Source organism: Streptomyces sp. NPDC001843, from assembly GCF_042891955.1.
GTDB lineage: Bacteria > Actinomycetota > Actinomycetes > Streptomycetales > Streptomycetaceae > Streptomyces.
Genome location: NZ_JBIATQ010000025.1, coordinates 1 through 16,762 on the forward strand (window position 1 = coordinate 1; position 16,762 = coordinate 16,762).

Sequence of the window (16,762 nt, forward strand, 5' to 3'; positions counted from 1 at the left end):
CGGTAGACCAGCGCGATCCGGGCCGCCTCCAGGGCGGCGTCGAAGCAGTCCGCGGGCGTCCTCGGCGCGACCACCGGGACGGGGGCCTCGCCGTTACGGCCGAACATCGCCTGCAGCAGATCCGCCTGCTCCGTCTTGGTCGGCAACCCCGTCGACGGACCGCCGCGCTGGATGTCCACCACCAGCAACGGCAGCTCCAGCGACACCGCCAGACCGACCGTCTCGCTCTTGAGGGCGATACCGGGACCCGAGGTAGTGGTTACCGCGAGTGAGCCGCCGAAGGCCGCACCGAGTGCCGCGCCGATGCCGGCGATCTCATCCTCCGCCTGGAACGTGCGCACACCGAAGTTCTTGTGCTTGCTGAGTTCGTGAAGGATGTCCGAGGCCGGCGTGATCGGATACGAACCCAGGAACAACGGCAGATCCGCCTGCCGCGACGCCGCCACCAGCCCGTAGGCCAGCGCCAGGTTCCCCGAGATGTTGCGGTAGGTGCCCACCGGGAACGCCTTCGCCGCCGGCGCCACCTCGTAGGAGACCGCGAAATCCTCCGTCGTCTCCCCGAAGTTCCAGCCCGCCCTAAACGCCGCGATGTTCGCCTCGGCGATCTCCGGCTTCCCCGCGAACTTCGACTTCAGGAAGTTTTCCGTACCCTCCGTCGGCCGGTGATACATCCACGACAACAGGCCCAGCGCGAACATGTTCTTGCTGCGCTCGGCCTCCTTACGGGACAGATCGAACTCCTTCAGCGCCTCCACCGTGAGCGTGGTCAGCGGCACCGGATGCAGGCCGTAACCGTCCAGCGAACCGTCCTCCAACGGATCGGACGCATAGCCGACCTTCTGCAAAGCCCGCCTGGTGAACTCGTCCGTATTGACGATGATCTCCGCCCCGCGCGGCAGATCGCCGATGTTGGCCTTCAAGGCGGCCGGGTTCATCGCCACCAGCACGTTCGGCGCGTCCCCGGGGGTGAGGATGTCATGATCGGCGAAATGCAGCTGGAACGACGACACACCCGGCAGAGTCCCGGCAGGAGCACGGATCTCCGCCGGAAAGTTCGGCAACGTCGACAGGTCGTTCCCGAACGACGCCGTCTCCGACGTGAACCGGTCACCCGTGAGCTGCATACCATCACCCGAATCACCCGCGAACCGGATGATCACTCGGTCGAGGCGTCGGACGTCCTTCGCGGGCGACGGCGCGGGCGCTGGCACCCTCTCAGGCGGCGCGGTGGTTTCCACAGACATACGCGTGTCGGCTCCTGTCGGTCCGGGGCGTCTGTACCCGTCCCGAGGCTAACCAGGGCTGTTAGAAGGTCACTAGTGCCGTCGTACGGCTGCGCCTCACTCGGCGATGGCCCGAGTGAGGGAGAGGAAGCGGTCGGTGTGCGGGGCGAGGAGTTCGGCGGTGAGGCAGGTGAACTCGCGGCTGTGCTCCTCGTCGAAGTCGACTGCGGCGGAAGGTGCGGCCAGTTGGGCCTGCCTGTACTGACACGCGCTGCTGGAACGCTCAACTGACCCTGCGAGCAGGGTAATTGCGCCGCGCTCGATGTGCACCGCTGCTTGAATGTGCAGCGTCAGCATGGTCATCGGCCGCCGGGGAGCGAGCACTACGATGCGGAAGTCGTATTACGCAGCGCACGTCTACATGATCGTGGGAGTGGTCTCCGGGCTCTTCTACCGGGAGTTCACCAAGGCCGAGGACTTCACCGGGGACACTCAGCTCTCCCTCATGCACACCCACCTACTGGCGCTGGGCATGCTGGGCTTCCTGATCGTCCTGGCGCTCGACAAACAGTTCCAGTTGTCTGGGACGAAGCTGTTCACCTACTTCTTCTGGTTCTACAACGCGGGCATCGTGGTCACCGTGGCCATGATGGGTGTGCACGGCAGCCTGACCGTGCTCGGCCACGATGTGCCGGAGACCGTGCCGGCGATCGCAGGATGCGGCCACATCCTGCTCACGGTCGGGCTCATCCTGTTGTTCGTGTTGCTCGGCAAGCGCCTGAAGGAGCCAGCCCGGCAGCCGCCGGCCGATGAGCCGGAGCGCGCCAAGACATCTGCCTGAGCCGGCCCTCTTTTCGTCTTCGTCTCCCGGTCAGCATCCAGCACGGCCCCTACGACATCTCGGTCCAGGCCGCTGGGGCAGCAGGGCATCGTCGCCCGCTCCTGGAATCGTCCAGGGTCGCTCCACAGTCCCTTGACCCGGCTTCAGTCGCTTGCTGTCGGCACGGAGGAACAGCCGCAGAAGGGTTGGCGTGCCCGACGGGAGCCTCAGCTACCGAACGGCAGCGACCCTCGGCGGTTCGGTAGCTCTTCGGTCGCTCGATGAAAACCGCAGGTCAACAAGCCTTTCCAGGTACCGTCAGCGACCGAAGCGACTCATGGCCCGGGTATATGAAGACATTCGCGTGTGTGCGCATACGTGTGTGCGCGCGCGTGTGGGCGTTATATATAGACACCTTGAGTCGCTTCAGTCGCTGTTACGTCTATCGCGTGTCTCTGACCTGCAGTTTTGTCCAGCTACTGAAGCAGCGACTGAGAATCCCTCAGTCGCTGTGAGTTCCGGGTCTCGGTCGCTGGCAGAACTCCGGCATGGCGGAACGCGTTCTTTCCACAGGGGCCACCCGTTTCACGGCCGGTTGGCTAGTCTGAGCCTGTCATTGTCAGTTGTTGAGTCGCTTCGGTCGCTGATGGGGGAATGCATGACCGATGAGCTGCGGACTTTGCGCAGCGACTCACGGCGGTCCGATCCCGGGTCGGGCGCTCCGCGCTCAACAGCCATCGCCCGGTGGTGCGCCAGCAGAGGCTGGCCGGTCCACCCGTTGGTGCCGGGCCGCAAGACGCCTGCGGGGAGCTGCGCGGCATGCCGCGAGCCGGGTCACACCCACCTGGGCTGCCCCTGTGTGGCCGTCGGCCGCTGGTGCCACGGGTTCCACGCAGCCACTCTCGACTTCGCCCGCATCGAGCAGTGGTGGGGGCAGAACCCTGGCTTCGGTGTCGGCGTCGCCTGCGGTCCTGCCCGACTCCTGGTCATCGACATCGACGTGCACGGAGGCCAGCTGCCCAGCCGGGACCGGCTGCTGCCGGGCATCGGGATCTCCGACCGGGTGGACATCAGAGGCCTGGCCAACGGGTTCCACACACTTGGAGTGCTGGCCGCCCTGTGCGGCGCTACCAGCCCTGCCGACGACGAGTCGACGCTCCGCGTACGGACGCCATCGGGCGGCCGGCACGTGTGGTACCGGGTGAACGAGGGTCAGCGCTGGCAGTGCTCCAGCGGCTCAGGCAGCGCACGAGCGCTGGCTTGGCAGGTAGACGTCCGCGCGAACGGCGGCTACATCGTCGCACCGGGCACCGTGACCGAGGCCGGTACGTACACTCCCGTCGGTGCCGTCCGTGAGCCTGCACCGCTGCCCGCCTGGCTGGCCCGCGAACTGGAACGCACCGGGCACCTGCCCCCGGCGCATGTTTCGACACCGCGCCCCGTACCCGCACGCGCCCGGCAGGCGGTCCTGGCGGCGGGCGGCGGTCAGGGAGCGGCGGGTCGGGTCCTCATCCCCCTCCTGGCCGAGGTGGCCGCCTGCGCCGCTGTGCCGGAGGGCACGGCGTTCACCGAGAAACTCAACCGCGCCGCCTACACCGCGGGAGGACTGGTCACCGCCGGACATCTGACCCTCGAGGACGCCGAACGGATCCTCAAGGGTGTCGCCGAGCATGCTCGGCCCGGGCAGGAGCGGCGCAGCCGCGCCGTCATCCGCAGCGGGCTGAACGCGGGCAGTATGCGCCCGCTGCCTCTGGAGGGCCGCCGATGATGCCCGACGACAGCGGTGCCCTGTTCGACTTCGACGCCCGGGCGGTCGCCGCGCAGATCCTCGCCCAGGCCGCACAGGTGCCCGCCCAGGGCCACCGTGCCCCTCTCGGGGTGTCCGGTGCCGACGGCGGGGGAGTGGCCACGGTGGAGGGACTGATGCCGGACACCCTGACCGACCGCGGCAACGCCAAACTGTTCGTCAAGCTCTACTCCCGCGACTACCGGCATGTCCCCGGGCTCGGCTGGCACCGCTGGGACAGCACCCGCTGGCAGATCGACGAGGACGACACGGTGCTGTGGGCGGCCGGCGAGATGGCCGAGAGCATCGCCACCACCGATCCGCACGGTGTGCACAGCACGGTCGCGCTGCAGCAGCACCGCCGCCGTGCCCTGAGCACCAGTGGGATGACCGCGATGCTCACCCAGGCCAAGACGGCTCCCGGCATGGTGCTCAACGCGGCCCGTCTGGACGCCGACCCGTACGCACTGTGCACCCCCGCCGGCATCGTCGATCTGCGCACTGGACTGGTCCGTACCCCGAACCCCGACAAGGACTTCCACTCCAGATCGACGAGCGCCGCCCCGCGAAGCATGCCCACCCCGCGCTGGCACCGCTTCCTCACCGACACCTTCGGGGAGGGCCCCGAAGGTGCACAGATGATCGATTTCTTGCATCTGCTGCTGGGCTACTCCATCACCGGTGACGTCGGCGGGCAGGTCATGCCCTTCCTGTTCGGCTCCGGCAAGAACGGCAAGTCGGTGCTACTGGACGTGCTGATGAAGCTACTCGGCGACTACGCCGATGCGGCCCCGCCCGGTTTCCTGATGGCCCGACCCTACGAGGGGCACCCAACCGACCTGGCGGAACTGCACGGCCGACGGGTCATCGTGTGCAGCGAGGTCAAGCCGGGGGATCGGTTCGACGAAGCCCGGGTCAAGCTGCTCACCGGCGGGGACAGGATCAAGGCGCGCCGGATGCGCCAGGACTTCTTCAGCTTCCAGCCCACGCACAAGCTCTGGCTGCTGGGCAACCACCGGCCCGAGGTCGGTACCGGCGGCCTGGCGTTCTGGCGCAGAATGCGGCTGATCCCCTTCGAGCGTGTTGTCCCCGACGACCGCAAGGTCGACAACCTGGCGGACATCCTCGTCACCGAGGAAGGCCCCGGCATCCTCAACTGGCTCATCGGGGGTGCCCGCCGCTATCTGGGTGGTGAGAAGGACCTCACCGGCCCCGAACGCGTCCGTATCGCCACGACCGCGTATGCGGAGACCGAGGACCACATCGGTCGCTTCCTGACCGAGTCGTGCCGTTTGGAGCAGGACCTGAGAGCCGAACAGGCACACCTCTACGCGGCGTACCGCGCGTGGTGCCAGAATGAGGGTGCTCCGCCTGTCTCGTCACGGGCTTTCGCGGCGCGCGTGCGCGAGGCGGTGGGACTGGTATCGCCCAAGGAGATGATCCTGTCCAACCAGCGCAAGTACTACCCGGGCATCGCTCTGGTCGCCGACGGGCAGACAGCATGAGTGCCCTCATAGCAGAGGAAGAGATCGTTCACGAGATCGACTTCGTCTGGCTGGAGGACATTGGCAGGCTCGACTACGTCCGTCAGAGCCTGGACCGGCTGCCGACCCGACGCGGCAAACCGGCCTACCACCGCGACGGTCGTATGGTCGGTTACGCCCTTCTGGGTCCCGGGGCCAAACCGTCCCGCTCTTCGGGCACTTTCCGACGCCGGGTCTTCTGGCTGCTCCCGCATGACCGCGACACCGATCCCGACGGCCTGTACGCCACGGGGGCCCCGGCCGAGGCCGTCGACCCGCGCACGCTCGCGCCCGGCAGCAAGGGGCTCAAGACCGAGCGGTCCGAGGGTGGGCCCCCCTCCTCGGCGGTGCCGCAGTTGCTGCGGTAGGGGAGGACTTCCGGCTGCTGCCAGCGGGCCCGAACAGGGTGCAGCGGAGGCCGGACCAAGCGGAACAACATGTTCAGACGCCGTCTACGAGACGTGCTGCCAGAATGATGAGGCCTGGTCGTTCCGTCTTTCGAGCCCGACCCCGGGCGTGGGTCCGGGACGAGGTCGCCTGTCGACGGCTGCCGAGAGGACGGGGCTCGCCCGGCGGTCTCTGTTTACCGGACAGGGGTGGAACGGACTCCTCGGCAGAGGGTGAACGCGGACGACGTCCTTCCTCTCCTATGGCATGCACGGCGAGGGGGAGGCCTGCGGTATGGACATGGGTGCACGGACGAGCCGGCTGTGGACACCGGCGCCGAGGCGGACGAGGCGGTATGACGAAGCCGCCTGCAGGCTCGGAGGACCGAGCGCCGCAGGCGGCGCGGAACGATGGTGACATCAAACGGGTGTCTGCCGCGGACTGTGCCGTCAGCCGACCGGCCCCGTGATCGTCGAGACGAAGACCGTCTTTCCGTTCTGCTGCCCGGCGACCTGAACCGTCATCATGCCGCTGCCCTCCCGGACGACATCGGTGACATCGATCCAGCAAGGCGAGTCGAGTTCGGCGTAGTTGCAGAACTCGGTGGACGCGCTGGCAGGGGTCAGGCGCTGCGGGGCGACCGCGGCGCAGGCCGCCTGACGGGCTCCTTCCAGCAGCACCATGCCCGGCATGTGGTCGTCGCTGTGGTCGAAGAAGATCGGGTGTTCCAGGTCCGGCGTGAGCATCCACCGGGTGGGATTGCCGGTTGCGGAGAGCACCACGTCGGCCGCGGAGGTGCGGCCCACTGTGTGGGGGACGAGTGGATCGCGTTCCTCACGCAGGTCGAAGACGGGATCCGAGCTGGCTTTCCGGTTCGCTCGCAGCCGTTGGTAAACGGCTGGCGGAGTGGTGGAGAAGGTGCCGGCACCGGACGCCACGAGCTCTCCGTCGCGTCGGATGGCCAGCTCCATGCGCATCGAGCTGGCGATTCCCCGCCGCCAGGTGATCTCCGCACACCGTGCCTCGAGGTCGAAGTCGGTCGGTGCCGAGGCGATGCGCAGTTGCTCCGGGTACGTGGTGTAGCTGAGGTTCCACATCACGAAACGGTGCCCGAGCGGTACGTCGAGTTCCGCGTGGGCAAGGAAGATGCCCGCCTGGCGAAAGGTCTCTGCAACTTGCAGCGGGTCATGGCTGGCTCCGTCGTAGCTACGGAAGAGCGTGTGCGCACGCGGCCACTGCCCGGTGAGCGAGAACCGCTGGTCGTCATGGCTGGTGCATCCGGTCAGGAACACTTCGGCCAGAGACGCCCGGTGGACATACTCCTTCGGAACGGTGGTGGTTAGCCGAGGCAGCGTCGGCAGTGCGAATCGGTGCTGAGCGGTGTGCAGACTCATCGAAGACCCCCCATGCCTTGATGCTCTGTGCGACAACGGCTAATAAGATACGGACCTACCGGTTTTCTTGGCGCGGACGCTAAGTAAAGGATTGGTCAAGCGTGGACCCGGTGAGTGAACGAGAGGTTCCGCTGTGTGTCGTCAACACGCTGATCTTCAGGGGGATTTGGTGAGGGATTGACAAGAAAGGCACCGAAAAGTCCCTGCTGTACTGCTGTCGTGTGATCAACTACGGGTGCTTCAAAAACCCGCAGCGCGGTTTCTTTGACATCGTCATGTGGAGGCGGCAAGTGAGCACATCACCTTTGGTGCTGGATCCCTCAGGCCAGGACCTGTACGAGGAAGCCGCGCGGCTGCGGCAGCTCGGCGCGGTCGTTCCCGTCGTCCTGCCCGGAGGCGTGACTGCCTGGTCCGTCAACCGGCACGACCTGATCAAGCGGGTCCTGACGGACCCGCGGGTGTCCAAGGACGCCTACCGGCACTGGCCCGACTGGATCAACGGCCAGGTGAACGAAACCTGGCCGCTGGCGATGTGGGTGTCGGTCCGCAGCATGCTCACCGCGTACGGGGAGCAGCACACCAGACTGCGCAAACTGATCGCGGGTGCCTTCACCGCTCGGAGGGTGGCCGAGCTGCGGCCGCGGATCACCGAGATCGCCGACGAACTGCTCACCCGGCTGGAAGACGTCCCGGCCGGGCACGTGGTCGACGTACGCAAGGAGTTCGCCTACGAGCTGCCCATCCGCGTGATCTCCGAGCTGCTCGGCCTGGAGGGCCGGGAGAGCCACGACTTCCACCGGGTGGTGAGGGTCCTGTTCACCACCACCACGGACCCGGCCTCGGCGCAGAAGAACCAGGCCGAGCTGTACTCGCTGCTCAGTGCCCTCGTCCGGCGCAAGCGTGCCGAGCCGGCCGTCGACCTCACCAGCGCACTGATCACCATCAGGGACGAGGATGGGGACGGACTGACGGAGAAAGAGCTCGTGGACACCCTCCACCTGATCCTCGGGGCAGGGCACGAGACGACCGTCAACCTCCTCGACCACGCCATCTGCGCCCTGCTCACCCACCCCGGGCAACTGCGTCTGGTCCGTGAAGGCGCCGTCGGCTGGGAGGCCGTGGTGGACGAGACGCTGCGGTGCCAGGCGCCGGTGGCCACCGTCCCGATACGATTCGCCGTGGAGGACATCGATCTCGACGGAACGGTCATCCCCGCCGGCGAGCCCATCGTGCTGTCCCTCGTCGCCGCCGGCCGCGACACCGGCACCCACGGCCCCGACGCGAGCACCTTCGACGCCACACGCCCCACGCGCCGTGACCACCTCGCCTTCGGCCATGGGGTGCACCACTGCCTGGGCCGCCCCCTGGCCATGAGCGAGGCGACGATCGCGCTGGCCGCTCTCTTCGAGCGCTTCCCGCACATGCGGCTGGCCGTGCCGGCCGACGAGCTCATCAGGCTCGAGTCGTTCATCTCCAGCGGACACACACGACTTCCGGTGCTGCTGACGCCCGCGCCCTGACCGCCGCCCGACTTCGCAGTCCTCAGGAGACCTCCATGCCGCACGCACCCCTGCGCACCCTGCGCCTCGCCGCCGTCGACATAGACGGTGTCCTGCTCAACGACACCTTCAGCCCGGTCATCCACCGTCTCGCCGTTCAACAGGGGGTGGAGTACACGCCCGAGCTGGAGCGTGCCGTCTTCTCCCGGCCGCGCCTGGCTGCAGCCCAGGCGTTCGTGCAAGCCACGGGTAGCAGCGTGTCCCCGCAAGACATCATCGACGCCTATTTCGCCGAACGCGACCGGTACCTGCGGACGCATCCGGTGCGCGTGCTCGACGGTGCGCTCGCGCTGTTGCAGCGACTGCGCGCCCTCGGACTGCAGATCGTGTGCTACGGCGGCCTGGACAAGAGTCACTTCGACCGCCACCTGGGCACCTGGGCGTCGTACTTCACCGGCCCTCGTTACATCTGCACCAACGATTTCCGCCCGGGCATTCCGGAGATCACGCGGGACGTCTTCGGACTCCCCTTCGACCAGGTGCTCTTCATCGACGACGTGGCGACCGTCGCCGAGCAGGCGAAGGAACTGGACGTCGCCTTCATCGGCCACCCCGGCTCCTACGCACACGGCTTCCAGAGGGAGCTCATGCAGGCCGTCGGTGTACGGCACCTGGTGGACTCCCTGTCCGCCATCGACGAGGAACTGCTCGCCTGTGTCGACCGCGAGGCAGCCGAGGGCACCAGCTGGCGGCGTGGAAGCGACGGCGACGCTTCGGACACGACCCGGAAGAGCGAGGTGCTGTCGTGACCCAGGTCACCGAGGCCCCGCTTGCCGGGAAGGTCGCGCTCATCACCGGCGCCAGCAGCGGGATCGGAGCGGCGGCGGCACATGTCTTCGCGCGGCAGGGAGCTGTGGTCGTCGTGACGGCGCGCCGGGAGGGCCGGCTGCGCGAGCTCGTTGCGGAACTGCGCGACACCGGCGCGGAGGCCAGCTTCCACGTCGCGGACGTGCGGGACGGCGAGCAGAGCCGGCAGGCGGTGGAGTACGTGGTGCAGCGGTACGGGCGACTGGAACTGGCGTTCAACAACGCCGGCGCCGGGATCGAGAAGGTGCCCATGCACCTCACCGACGACGCGGCCTACGACCACGTCATGGAGACGAACGTGCGGGGCGTGTGGAACTGCCTGCGGCACGAGATCGCCGCGATGTTGCGGACTGGCGGAGGCGCGATCGTCAACACCAGCAGTGTCGGCGGCCTGGTCGCATCCTCCACCGCCGCCCCCTACATCGCTTCCAAGCACGCAGTGATCGGTCTGACCAAGGCGGCGGCGGTGGAGTACGCGCCGCATGGCATACGCGTCAATGCGATAGCCCCGGGCCTGACGCGTTCGGAGATGGTCGAGCAGTGGTTCGCGGTCAACCCGGAAGCGGAGAAGCGGGCCTACGCCTCCGCCCCGCAGGCCCGAGCGGCCGACCCGGAAGAGGTGGCGGAGGCAGCCGCCTGGCTGTGCAGCGACAAGGCGAGCTTCGTCACGGGCGCCACTCTCGCCGTGGACGGAGGCCGGACGGCGTGGTGACGAGCCGTCGGACGCGCCAGGGGAGAAGCATCCGTGCCTTCGAAGCCAGGGTAGGAGGCCCTGGTAACGGGTAAGGTACGTAACGTTCGGTTTTTATTTCTCTTGGTGGAGGTCACTATGGCGCGCCAGGTACGAGCAGTGCGGACCCGTCGTGCTGTTATCGAGGCTGCAGCGTCGGTCTTCGCCGAGCGGGGCTACGCCGCAGCGACCATCGCCGAGATCCTCGAGCGGGCCGAGGTGACCAAGGGAGCGCTGTACTTCCACTTCGATTCCAAGGAAGCGTTGGCCCGGGGGGTGATAGAGGCCCAGATCACCAGCGACTACTGGGTTCCCCGTGAGCTGAAGCTCCAGGAGTGGGTGGACGTCGGCATGACGCTCGCCTACCAGATCCCGAAGGACGTCGTGCTCCTCGCCGGCATCCGTCTGTCGGCGGACCTGCACAGCAGGCTCCTGTTGGGCAGCGCCTGGCCCGCCTGGACGGAACTCTCCACCAGCTATCTCAGCCAGGCCAAGGAACAGGGCGAAGTGCTGCCCCACGTGGTGCCCGCGGAAACCGCGGAGTGTTTCCTCGCGTCCTGGATCGGCACGCAGATGTTCTCCGAGGCGAGCTCGGGCTGGGCCGATCTGAGTGAGCGCGTCTCGGTGCTCTTCAACCACATGCTGCCGGCCATTGCCACGCCCGCGGCGCTGATCAGGCTGGACACGGCGGCCGACCGGGGCGCCCGCGTCATCGCGGAACGGGAGCACCTGAGCTGGCCCGAGCCGGCGCAGGCGGAGTCCTGACCCCCTCGTGCCCGCCACCGCCGTGCCTGCCGTCGGGTCCCCGGGTGAGAGCCTGGGGACCCTTCCGCCGACCGGAAGCGGCCGCTTACAAACGGCACGGATGGTTCGTTCACGGGTGGTCCGGTCCGGTAGCTGTTCGCGCTGTTCCGGGTGGCTCTGGCAGGTCATGACACCCGGAACTGGGCCATCATGCCCATGGCGGAGTGATCGATCAGATGGCAGTGGTAGAGGTAGGTGCCGCGGTAGGTGTCGAACGTCGCCTGCAGCTTCACCGTCTCGCCCGGCATGACCATCACAGTGTCCTTCAGGCCCGACTCGGCGGGGCCCGGCGCCTTCCCGTCGCGCTCCAGGACCCGGAACTGCACCAGGTGGATGTGCAGGTTGTGCGGGACGAACTGGTTCCCGTTGGTCACGGTCCACACTTCACTGGCACCGTAGCGGATGAAGTCGTCCACGCGGTCGGGGTCGTACACCTTGCCGTTCACGAATCCCTTCGGGTCCGGGCCGCCGGACTCGTCCATGCTCAGCACCACCGTCCGCTCGGCCGTGGGCGTCGGCAGTGGCGGCAGGGTGCGCAGCTCGGAGGGAACCTCGCTGCGGTCGGTGGCTGTGCGCACCACGTCGAAGCGCAGCACCTCGCCGAGCTGGTCGGCCGGTCCGCCTTCCAGATTGGTGTTCTGCAGCACCAGCCGAGTGCCCACCGGGTAGCGGGAGAAGTCGATGACCACGTCGGCGCGTTCGCCGGGGGAGAGGGCGACTGCGTCGGTGGCGTAGGGCTTGGGCAGCAGGCCGCCGTCGGAGCCGATCTGCACGATCTCCCCGCCGTCGGCCAGGCGCAGCCGTACGGAGCGCAGGTTGGCGGAGTTCAGTAGGCGCAGCCGGTACTTGCGGGCGGCCACCTCGAAGTAGGGGTAGGCCCGGCCGTTGGCCAGCAGTGTGGTGCGGTTCGGGTGGTCGCCCATCACGTACACCAGCTGGCCGTTCTCGTCGAAGCGGGCGTCACGGATGGCGATCGGGACGTCGTACGCGCCCTTGGGCAGCGGCAGCGCCTGCTCGACGGCGTCGGTGAGCAGGTAGGTGCCGGCCAGGCCGCGGTAGACGTGCTCGGACTCCATGTGGTGCGCATGGTCGTGGAACCACAGCGAGGCGTGCGGCTGCTGGTTCGGGTACGTGTATGTGCGCCGGTCACCCGGCGCGATGGTGAGCATCGGCTTGCCGTCGTCCTGCTCGGGTACCGAGGCGCCATGCAGATGGACCGAGGTGGGCATGTCGAGGGTGTTGTACTGCTCGACGGAGACCGCGCGCCCGGAGCGGGCCTGGATGACGGGGCCGGGAAAGTGGCCTCCGTAGGTCAGGACGTCGGTCTGGATGCCGGGCAGGATCTGTGCGCGGGCCGACTGCATCGTGACGCGGTAGCGGTCGACACCGCCAGCAGTGGAGTACGGCGCGAGCACCCGCGGGATGGACAGGGGGAGACGGTATTTCTCCACCACGGGCGAGGCCGCCGAGGTGAGCTGAGTGCCGAGCGGTTCCTCGCTGCGCAGCAGTGGCGTGAGGGCTGCTCCCGTCAAAGTGGCGGAGCCTGCCGCAGCGAGGCCTGCGGTGAGTACGGAACGTCGAGTGGGCATGGTCCTCCTTGTCGACCGGCCGCGTCAGGGAGGCGGGGCGCGCGGCGATTGCCGACTCCAGCACATGCCCCTCGTGCGGTGCTGGGTGGAGGGGAGAGGTCCGCTGCCGTGACGCGGGCCGACCCGCCTCCTTCCCCGGGCACGACCGTGTCCCTGATGGGTCCGGAGCACCGAATCGCCGGGTCGGAAGGGCCGGTGTCGCGACGGCCGGGCGGATTCCCGGCCCGACCGGATGTGCAGCGGTCGGCCGACGGGTCTCGACCGAGCCGAGAGCGGCCCTTGAGCGGCGTGGCCGACGGTTGCAGAGAGTTTCGACGAAGGGGGAGTCGGCCGATGAGCAGCACGGGTGCCGTACTTCGGGTGGAGCGGGGCCAGGCCACGGACGAGGAACTGGCGGCGGTCACCGTCGTGTTGTATTCGCTGCTGGCCCAAGGCGTGGACGCCGACGCCGAGCAGGCATCCGATGTCCCGCTGTGGCGCCCTGAGCGGGCTGCCGCGGCGTACCGCTCTCCCTACAGCTGGCAGTGAGACCAGGCGTTTGACCTGGCATATCGTGTGCGTGCCACTACAAACCGTCTTAGCGGTTTGTTACCCTGTCGTCGGCCGCACCGCGAGGGAGGGAGTTGTCCAGTGACGGTCATCAATGACATTCCTCGGGTCTCCGCCGAGGCGGCCAACACGCGTGAGCGGGTGGCCGAACTGCAGATGGTCCGGGACGAGGCGGTGGCGGGCCCGAGTGAGAAGGCGACCCAGGCGCAGCACGCGAAGGGCAAGCTGACGGCCCGGGAGCGGATCGAGCTGCTGCTGGACCCGGGGTCCTTCCAGGAGGTCGAGCAGTTGCGCCGGCACCGGGCGAGCGGGTTCGGGCTGGAGGCGAAGAAGCCGTACACGGACGGTGTGATCACCGGCTGGGGCACGGTCGAGGGGCGGACCGTGTTCGTGTACGCCCACGACTTCCGGATCTTCGGTGGTGCGCTGGGTGAGGCCCACGCGACGAAGATCCACAAGATCATGGACATGGCCATCGCGGCCGGGGCGCCGCTGGTGTCGCTCAACGACGGTGCCGGTGCCCGTATCCAGGAGGGCGTCTCGGCGCTGGCCGGGTACGGCGGGATCTTCCAGCGCAACACCAAGGCCTCCGGGGTCATCCCGCAGATCTCCGTGATGCTCGGCCCGTGCGCCGGCGGTGCGGCCTACAGCCCGGCGCTGACGGACTTCGTGTTCATGGTCCGGGACACCTCGCAGATGTTCATCACCGGCCCGGACGTCGTCAAGGCCGTCACGGGCGAGGAGATCACCCAGAACGGGCTCGGCGGCGCGGACGTGCACGCCGAGACCTCCGGCGTGTGCCACTTCGCCTACGACGACGAGGAGACCTGCATCGCCGAGGTGCGCTACCTGCTGTCGATGCTTCCGCAGAACAACCGCGAGTATCCGCCCTGCGTGCCGTGCACCGACCCGCAGACCCGGCGGTCGGAGGTGCTGCTGGACCTCGTCCCGGCGGACGGCAACCGGCCGTACGACATGGTCAAGGTCATCGAGGAGATCGTCGACGACGGCGAGTACCTCGAGGTCCACGAGCGCTGGGCCCGCAACATCATCTGCGCGCTGGCCCGGCTCAACGGCCAGGTGGTCGGCATCATCGCCAACCAGCCGCAGGTCCTCGCGGGCGTCCTGGACATCGAGGCCAGCGAAAAGGCTGCGCGCTTCGTCCAGATGTGTGACGCCTTCAACATCCCGATCGTGACCTTGCTGGACGTTCCCGGGTTCTTGCCCGGCGTGGACCAGGAGCACGGCGGCATCATCCGGCACGGCGCGAAGCTGCTGTACGCCTACTGCAACGCGACCGTGCCGAGGATCTCCCTGATCCTGCGCAAGGCGTACGGAGGTGCGTACATCGTCATGGACAGCCAGTCCATCGGCGCCGACCTCACCTATGCCTGGCCGACGAACGAGATCGCCGTGATGGGCGCCGAAGGTGCCGCGAACGTCATCTTCCGCCGGCAGATCGCCGAGTCCGACGACCCCGAGGCCATGCGTGAGCGCATGGTCAAGGAGTACAAGGCCGAGCTGATGCACCCGTACTACGCGGCCGAACGCGGCCTGGTCGACGACGTCATCGACCCCGCCGACACCCGCGAGGTGCTCATCCGTTCGCTGACGATGCTCCGCACCAAGCACGCCGACGTGCCTTCGCGTAAGCACGGCAATCCACCCCAATAACGGAGCAGTTGATGGTCAAGCAGGAGCGTGCGCTGCGCACGCGAGAAGCACTGATCCGGGCGGCGGCCGAGGCCTTCGACCAGGAGGGCTTTCCGGTCGCGTCCCTCACCAAGATCAGTTCGCGCGCCGGGGTGAGCAGCGGGGCACTGCATTTCCACTTCGCCAACAAGGGCGCCCTGGCGGACGCGGTGGAAGAGGCGGCGGCCGCGGTCCTGCAGACCATCACTTACGAGCCCGTCCGCTCCGGGGCGAGTCATCTGCAGCACCTCATCGACGTCACGCACTGGCTGGCACAGGCGCTGCGCGACGACGTGGTGCTGCGCGCGGGGTTCGCGCTGAGCGGTGAGGCCACCCGCGAGCCTCACACCAACCTGCGCGAGTACTGGCGGAACTGGGTCGAGGAGCACGTGCGCAGGAGCCGGACGCGCGGCGAGTTGTGCGAGGGTGCGGCGCCGGGGCGGGTCAGCTCCGCCGTGGTGGCGGCGACCGTGGGGTTCGAGGTGCTCGGTTCCCGGGACGCGGCGTGGCTGTCCGCAGACACGATCACCGAGTTCTGGCGGCTGTTGCTGCCTTCCGTCGCTGCCCAGGCCGTCTTCGCCGAGCTGACCACCGGAGAGCCCCGGCGCAGCGGTTTTTGACGAACCGTTTGGGCCGCTACCGCACCCCCGCCCTGAAGGAGCCGTCTTCGGGTCGGGGGCAAGGCGTGTTTCCGGCCGGATCGGTGCCCTACGGCCCTTGGCGCTCTTGTTTCGGTGTTCTGAGCCGTGCAGAACCGGAGCCTTGGCATCAACCTGCGGTTTCCCTGCCTGGATCAGCTGGATGGCGGACAGCGTTCGACATCTCGGATGGCCAAATATCGTCGCTCAAGCCGGATTCTGGCTGTGCCATATTGACAAACCGACTGTGCTGTTTTTTTATCGATGGGTCCAGTGACAAAGCAGAGCACCGGACCCCGGCGGCGAAGCGTGTAGGCCGAGCACCGGTCTCCAGCGTGAACACATGGGGGAGAAAGTGGACATCGAAGTGCTCGGTGCGCTGTCAGTGCGCGAGAACGGAGTGTCGGTCGTGCCGACGGCTCCCAAGCCAAGGCAGGTCCTGGCCCTGCTCGCCCTGCACGCCGACCAGGTGGTCCCCGTGGCCGCCCTGGTCGAGGAACTGTGGGGGGCCAAGCCACCGCGCAGCGCGCGCACCACCCTGCAGACCTATGTTCTGCAACTGCGGGAACTGATCGCGGAGGCGCTAGCGCACCGCGAGGATGAACGGTGCACCCCCAAGGACATCCTCGCCACCGTCCCCGGCGGCTACCGCCTGGAGACCCGAGCCGGAACCGTCGACTACCGGGAGTTCGAGCGCCGCGCGGGCGCCGGCTACCGGGCCATGGACGCCGAGGACTACACCGGCGCCGCCCGGCGCCTGGCCGATGCGCTCTCCCTGTGGAGCGGACCCGCGCTCACCGACATACAGGTCGGCAGCCTGATCGACATGGAGGCCAAGCGGCTGGAGGAGACCCGGCTGTGCGCGCTCGACCAGCGCATAGAGGCCGATCTGCGGCTGGGCCGCCACCGTGAGCTGCTGCCGGAGCTGACGGTGCTGGTCAACCAGTACCGGATGCACGAGAGCCTGCACGGGCAGTTCATGCTCGCCCTGCACCGCTCGGGCCGCCGCGGTGAGGCTCTCGACGTCTACCAGCGGCTGCGCTCCACGCTCGTGTCGGAGCTGGGCCTGGAACCGTCCGTCGCTTTGAGCCGGCTCCAGCGGTCGATACTCATGGCCCGCCCCGACGCCCCAGCGGCAACGGCCCCGAACGGCAACGGACGCCGCCCCGACGCCCCAGCGGCAACGGCCCCGAACGGCAAGGGCCGCCGCCCCGTCGCCCGGACGAGCTGACCGCCGGGCGCCCGGCCCGGCACCCGGGCG

General features: G+C 68.1%; 16 protein-coding genes. 12 read left to right on the forward strand and 4 right to left on the reverse strand.

The window, feature by feature from the left end:
* Positions 1 to 1,244, reverse strand: a 1,244-nt coding sequence (locus ACFYZQ_RS37955; protein ID WP_389158324.1) for a 2-oxoacid:acceptor oxidoreductase family protein, incomplete at its 3' end; no start/stop codon positions are given.
* A 96-nt stretch (positions 1,245 to 1,340) separates the two neighbouring features.
* Positions 1,341 to 1,586 (reverse strand): hypothetical protein, encoded by a 246-nt coding sequence (locus ACFYZQ_RS37960; protein ID WP_389158327.1) that lies wholly within the window; start codon positions 1,584 to 1,586, stop codon positions 1,341 to 1,343.
* 25 nt (positions 1,587 to 1,611) lie between these two features.
* On the opposite strand from ACFYZQ_RS37960, the gene ACFYZQ_RS37965 reads away from it, so the two are divergent.
* The 4 genes from ACFYZQ_RS37965 (at position 1,612) to ACFYZQ_RS37980 (ending at position 5,720) form a co-directional block, all read left to right on the forward strand.
* On the forward strand, positions 1,612 to 2,064 hold the full coding sequence (locus ACFYZQ_RS37965; protein ID WP_389158330.1) for a DUF2871 domain-containing protein: 453 nt from the start codon (positions 1,612 to 1,614) through the stop codon (positions 2,062 to 2,064).
* Positions 2,065 to 2,701: 637 nt separating this feature from the next.
* Entirely contained in the window at positions 2,702 to 3,811 is a 1,110-nt protein-coding gene (locus ACFYZQ_RS37970; RefSeq protein ID WP_389158332.1) for a bifunctional DNA primase/polymerase, read from the forward strand.
* Positions 3,808 to 5,334: a phage/plasmid primase, P4 family gene (locus ACFYZQ_RS37975; RefSeq protein ID WP_389158335.1), complete on the forward strand. Its 1,527-nt coding sequence runs from the start codon at positions 3,808 to 3,810 to the stop codon at positions 5,332 to 5,334. The genes ACFYZQ_RS37970 and ACFYZQ_RS37975 overlap by 4 nt, the downstream gene beginning before the upstream one ends.
* Positions 5,331 to 5,720, forward strand: a complete 390-nt coding sequence (locus ACFYZQ_RS37980; RefSeq protein ID WP_389158338.1) for a DUF6009 family protein — start codon at positions 5,331 to 5,333, stop codon at positions 5,718 to 5,720. The genes ACFYZQ_RS37975 and ACFYZQ_RS37980 overlap by 4 nt, the downstream gene beginning before the upstream one ends.
* A gap of 468 nt (positions 5,721 to 6,188) precedes the next feature.
* Here ACFYZQ_RS37980 and ACFYZQ_RS37985 read toward each other — a convergent pair whose 3' ends face one another.
* On the reverse strand, positions 6,189 to 7,133 hold the full coding sequence (locus ACFYZQ_RS37985) for a ScbA/BarX family gamma-butyrolactone biosynthesis protein (protein ID WP_389158341.1): 945 nt from the start codon (positions 7,131 to 7,133) through the stop codon (positions 6,189 to 6,191).
* Positions 7,134 to 7,423: 290 nt separating this feature from the next.
* Here ACFYZQ_RS37985 and ACFYZQ_RS37990 point away from each other — a divergent pair, with 290 nt between their 5' ends.
* The 4 genes from ACFYZQ_RS37990 to ACFYZQ_RS38005 all read left to right on the forward strand — a co-directional run bounded on the left by ACFYZQ_RS37990 (position 7,424) and on the right by ACFYZQ_RS38005 (position 10,994).
* Positions 7,424 to 8,653: a cytochrome P450 gene (locus ACFYZQ_RS37990; RefSeq protein ID WP_389158344.1), complete on the forward strand. Its 1,230-nt coding sequence runs from the start codon at positions 7,424 to 7,426 to the stop codon at positions 8,651 to 8,653.
* Between the two features lie 35 nt (positions 8,654 to 8,688).
* A complete protein-coding gene (locus ACFYZQ_RS37995; RefSeq protein WP_389158347.1) occupies positions 8,689 to 9,441 on the forward strand; it encodes an HAD family phosphatase in 753 nt (250 codons plus the stop codon).
* On the forward strand, positions 9,438 to 10,211 hold the full coding sequence (locus tag ACFYZQ_RS38000; RefSeq protein WP_389158350.1) for an SDR family NAD(P)-dependent oxidoreductase: 774 nt from the start codon (positions 9,438 to 9,440) through the stop codon (positions 10,209 to 10,211). Before ACFYZQ_RS37995 ends, ACFYZQ_RS38000 begins: the two co-directional genes overlap by 4 nt.
* Before the next feature lie 138 nt (positions 10,212 to 10,349).
* Positions 10,350 to 10,994, forward strand: a complete 645-nt coding sequence (locus tag ACFYZQ_RS38005) for a ScbR family autoregulator-binding transcription factor (protein ID WP_389158353.1) — start codon at positions 10,350 to 10,352, stop codon at positions 10,992 to 10,994.
* Between the two features lie 164 nt (positions 10,995 to 11,158).
* Here the strand turns inward: ACFYZQ_RS38005 and ACFYZQ_RS38010 are convergent, their stop codons facing one another.
* Positions 11,159 to 12,622: a multicopper oxidase family protein gene (locus tag ACFYZQ_RS38010; protein ID WP_389158355.1), complete on the reverse strand. Its 1,464-nt coding sequence runs from the start codon at positions 12,620 to 12,622 to the stop codon at positions 11,159 to 11,161.
* 333 nt (positions 12,623 to 12,955) lie between these two features.
* Here ACFYZQ_RS38010 and ACFYZQ_RS38015 point away from each other — a divergent pair, with 333 nt between their 5' ends.
* From ACFYZQ_RS38015 to ACFYZQ_RS38030, 4 genes are all read left to right on the forward strand, one after another.
* Positions 12,956 to 13,150, forward strand: coding sequence for an acyl-CoA carboxylase subunit epsilon (locus ACFYZQ_RS38015; RefSeq protein ID WP_389158358.1), 195 nt, complete (start codon positions 12,956 to 12,958; stop codon positions 13,148 to 13,150).
* Positions 13,151 to 13,327: 177 nt separating this feature from the next.
* Complete coding sequence (locus tag ACFYZQ_RS38020) at positions 13,328 to 14,845, forward strand: acyl-CoA carboxylase subunit beta (RefSeq protein WP_389158534.1); 1,518 nt, start codon at positions 13,328 to 13,330, stop codon at positions 14,843 to 14,845.
* An 11-nt stretch (positions 14,846 to 14,856) separates the two neighbouring features.
* Positions 14,857 to 15,483, forward strand: a complete 627-nt coding sequence (locus ACFYZQ_RS38025) for a ScbR family autoregulator-binding transcription factor (protein WP_389158361.1) — start codon at positions 14,857 to 14,859, stop codon at positions 15,481 to 15,483.
* Between the two features lie 373 nt (positions 15,484 to 15,856).
* Complete coding sequence (locus ACFYZQ_RS38030) at positions 15,857 to 16,732, forward strand: BTAD domain-containing putative transcriptional regulator (RefSeq protein ID WP_389158537.1); 876 nt, start codon at positions 15,857 to 15,859, stop codon at positions 16,730 to 16,732.
* The last annotated feature ends 30 nt before the right edge of the window (positions 16,733 to 16,762 follow it).

Coding starts and splice junctions, on each gene's coding strand:
- ACFYZQ_RS37960 (WP_389158327.1), bottom strand. CDS start 1,586: ATGACCATGCTGACGCTGCACATTCAAGCAGCGGTGCACATCGAGCGC.
- ACFYZQ_RS37965 (WP_389158330.1), top strand. CDS start 1,612: ATGCGGAAGTCGTATTACGCAGCGCACGTCTACATGATCGTGGGAGTG.
- ACFYZQ_RS37970 (WP_389158332.1), top strand. CDS start 2,702: ATGACCGATGAGCTGCGGACTTTGCGCAGCGACTCACGGCGGTCCGAT.
- ACFYZQ_RS37975 (WP_389158335.1), top strand. CDS start 3,808: ATGATGCCCGACGACAGCGGTGCCCTGTTCGACTTCGACGCCCGGGCG.
- ACFYZQ_RS37980 (WP_389158338.1), top strand. CDS start 5,331: ATGAGTGCCCTCATAGCAGAGGAAGAGATCGTTCACGAGATCGACTTC.
- ACFYZQ_RS37985 (WP_389158341.1), bottom strand. CDS start 7,133: ATGAGTCTGCACACCGCTCAGCACCGATTCGCACTGCCGACGCTGCCT.
- ACFYZQ_RS37995 (WP_389158347.1), top strand. CDS start 8,689: ATGCCGCACGCACCCCTGCGCACCCTGCGCCTCGCCGCCGTCGACATA.
- ACFYZQ_RS38010 (WP_389158355.1), bottom strand. CDS start 12,622: ATGCCCACTCGACGTTCCGTACTCACCGCAGGCCTCGCTGCGGCAGGC.
- ACFYZQ_RS38015 (WP_389158358.1), top strand. CDS start 12,956: ATGAGCAGCACGGGTGCCGTACTTCGGGTGGAGCGGGGCCAGGCCACG.
- ACFYZQ_RS38020 (WP_389158534.1), top strand. CDS start 13,328: ATGGTCCGGGACGAGGCGGTGGCGGGCCCGAGTGAGAAGGCGACCCAG.
- ACFYZQ_RS38025 (WP_389158361.1), top strand. CDS start 14,857: ATGGTCAAGCAGGAGCGTGCGCTGCGCACGCGAGAAGCACTGATCCGG.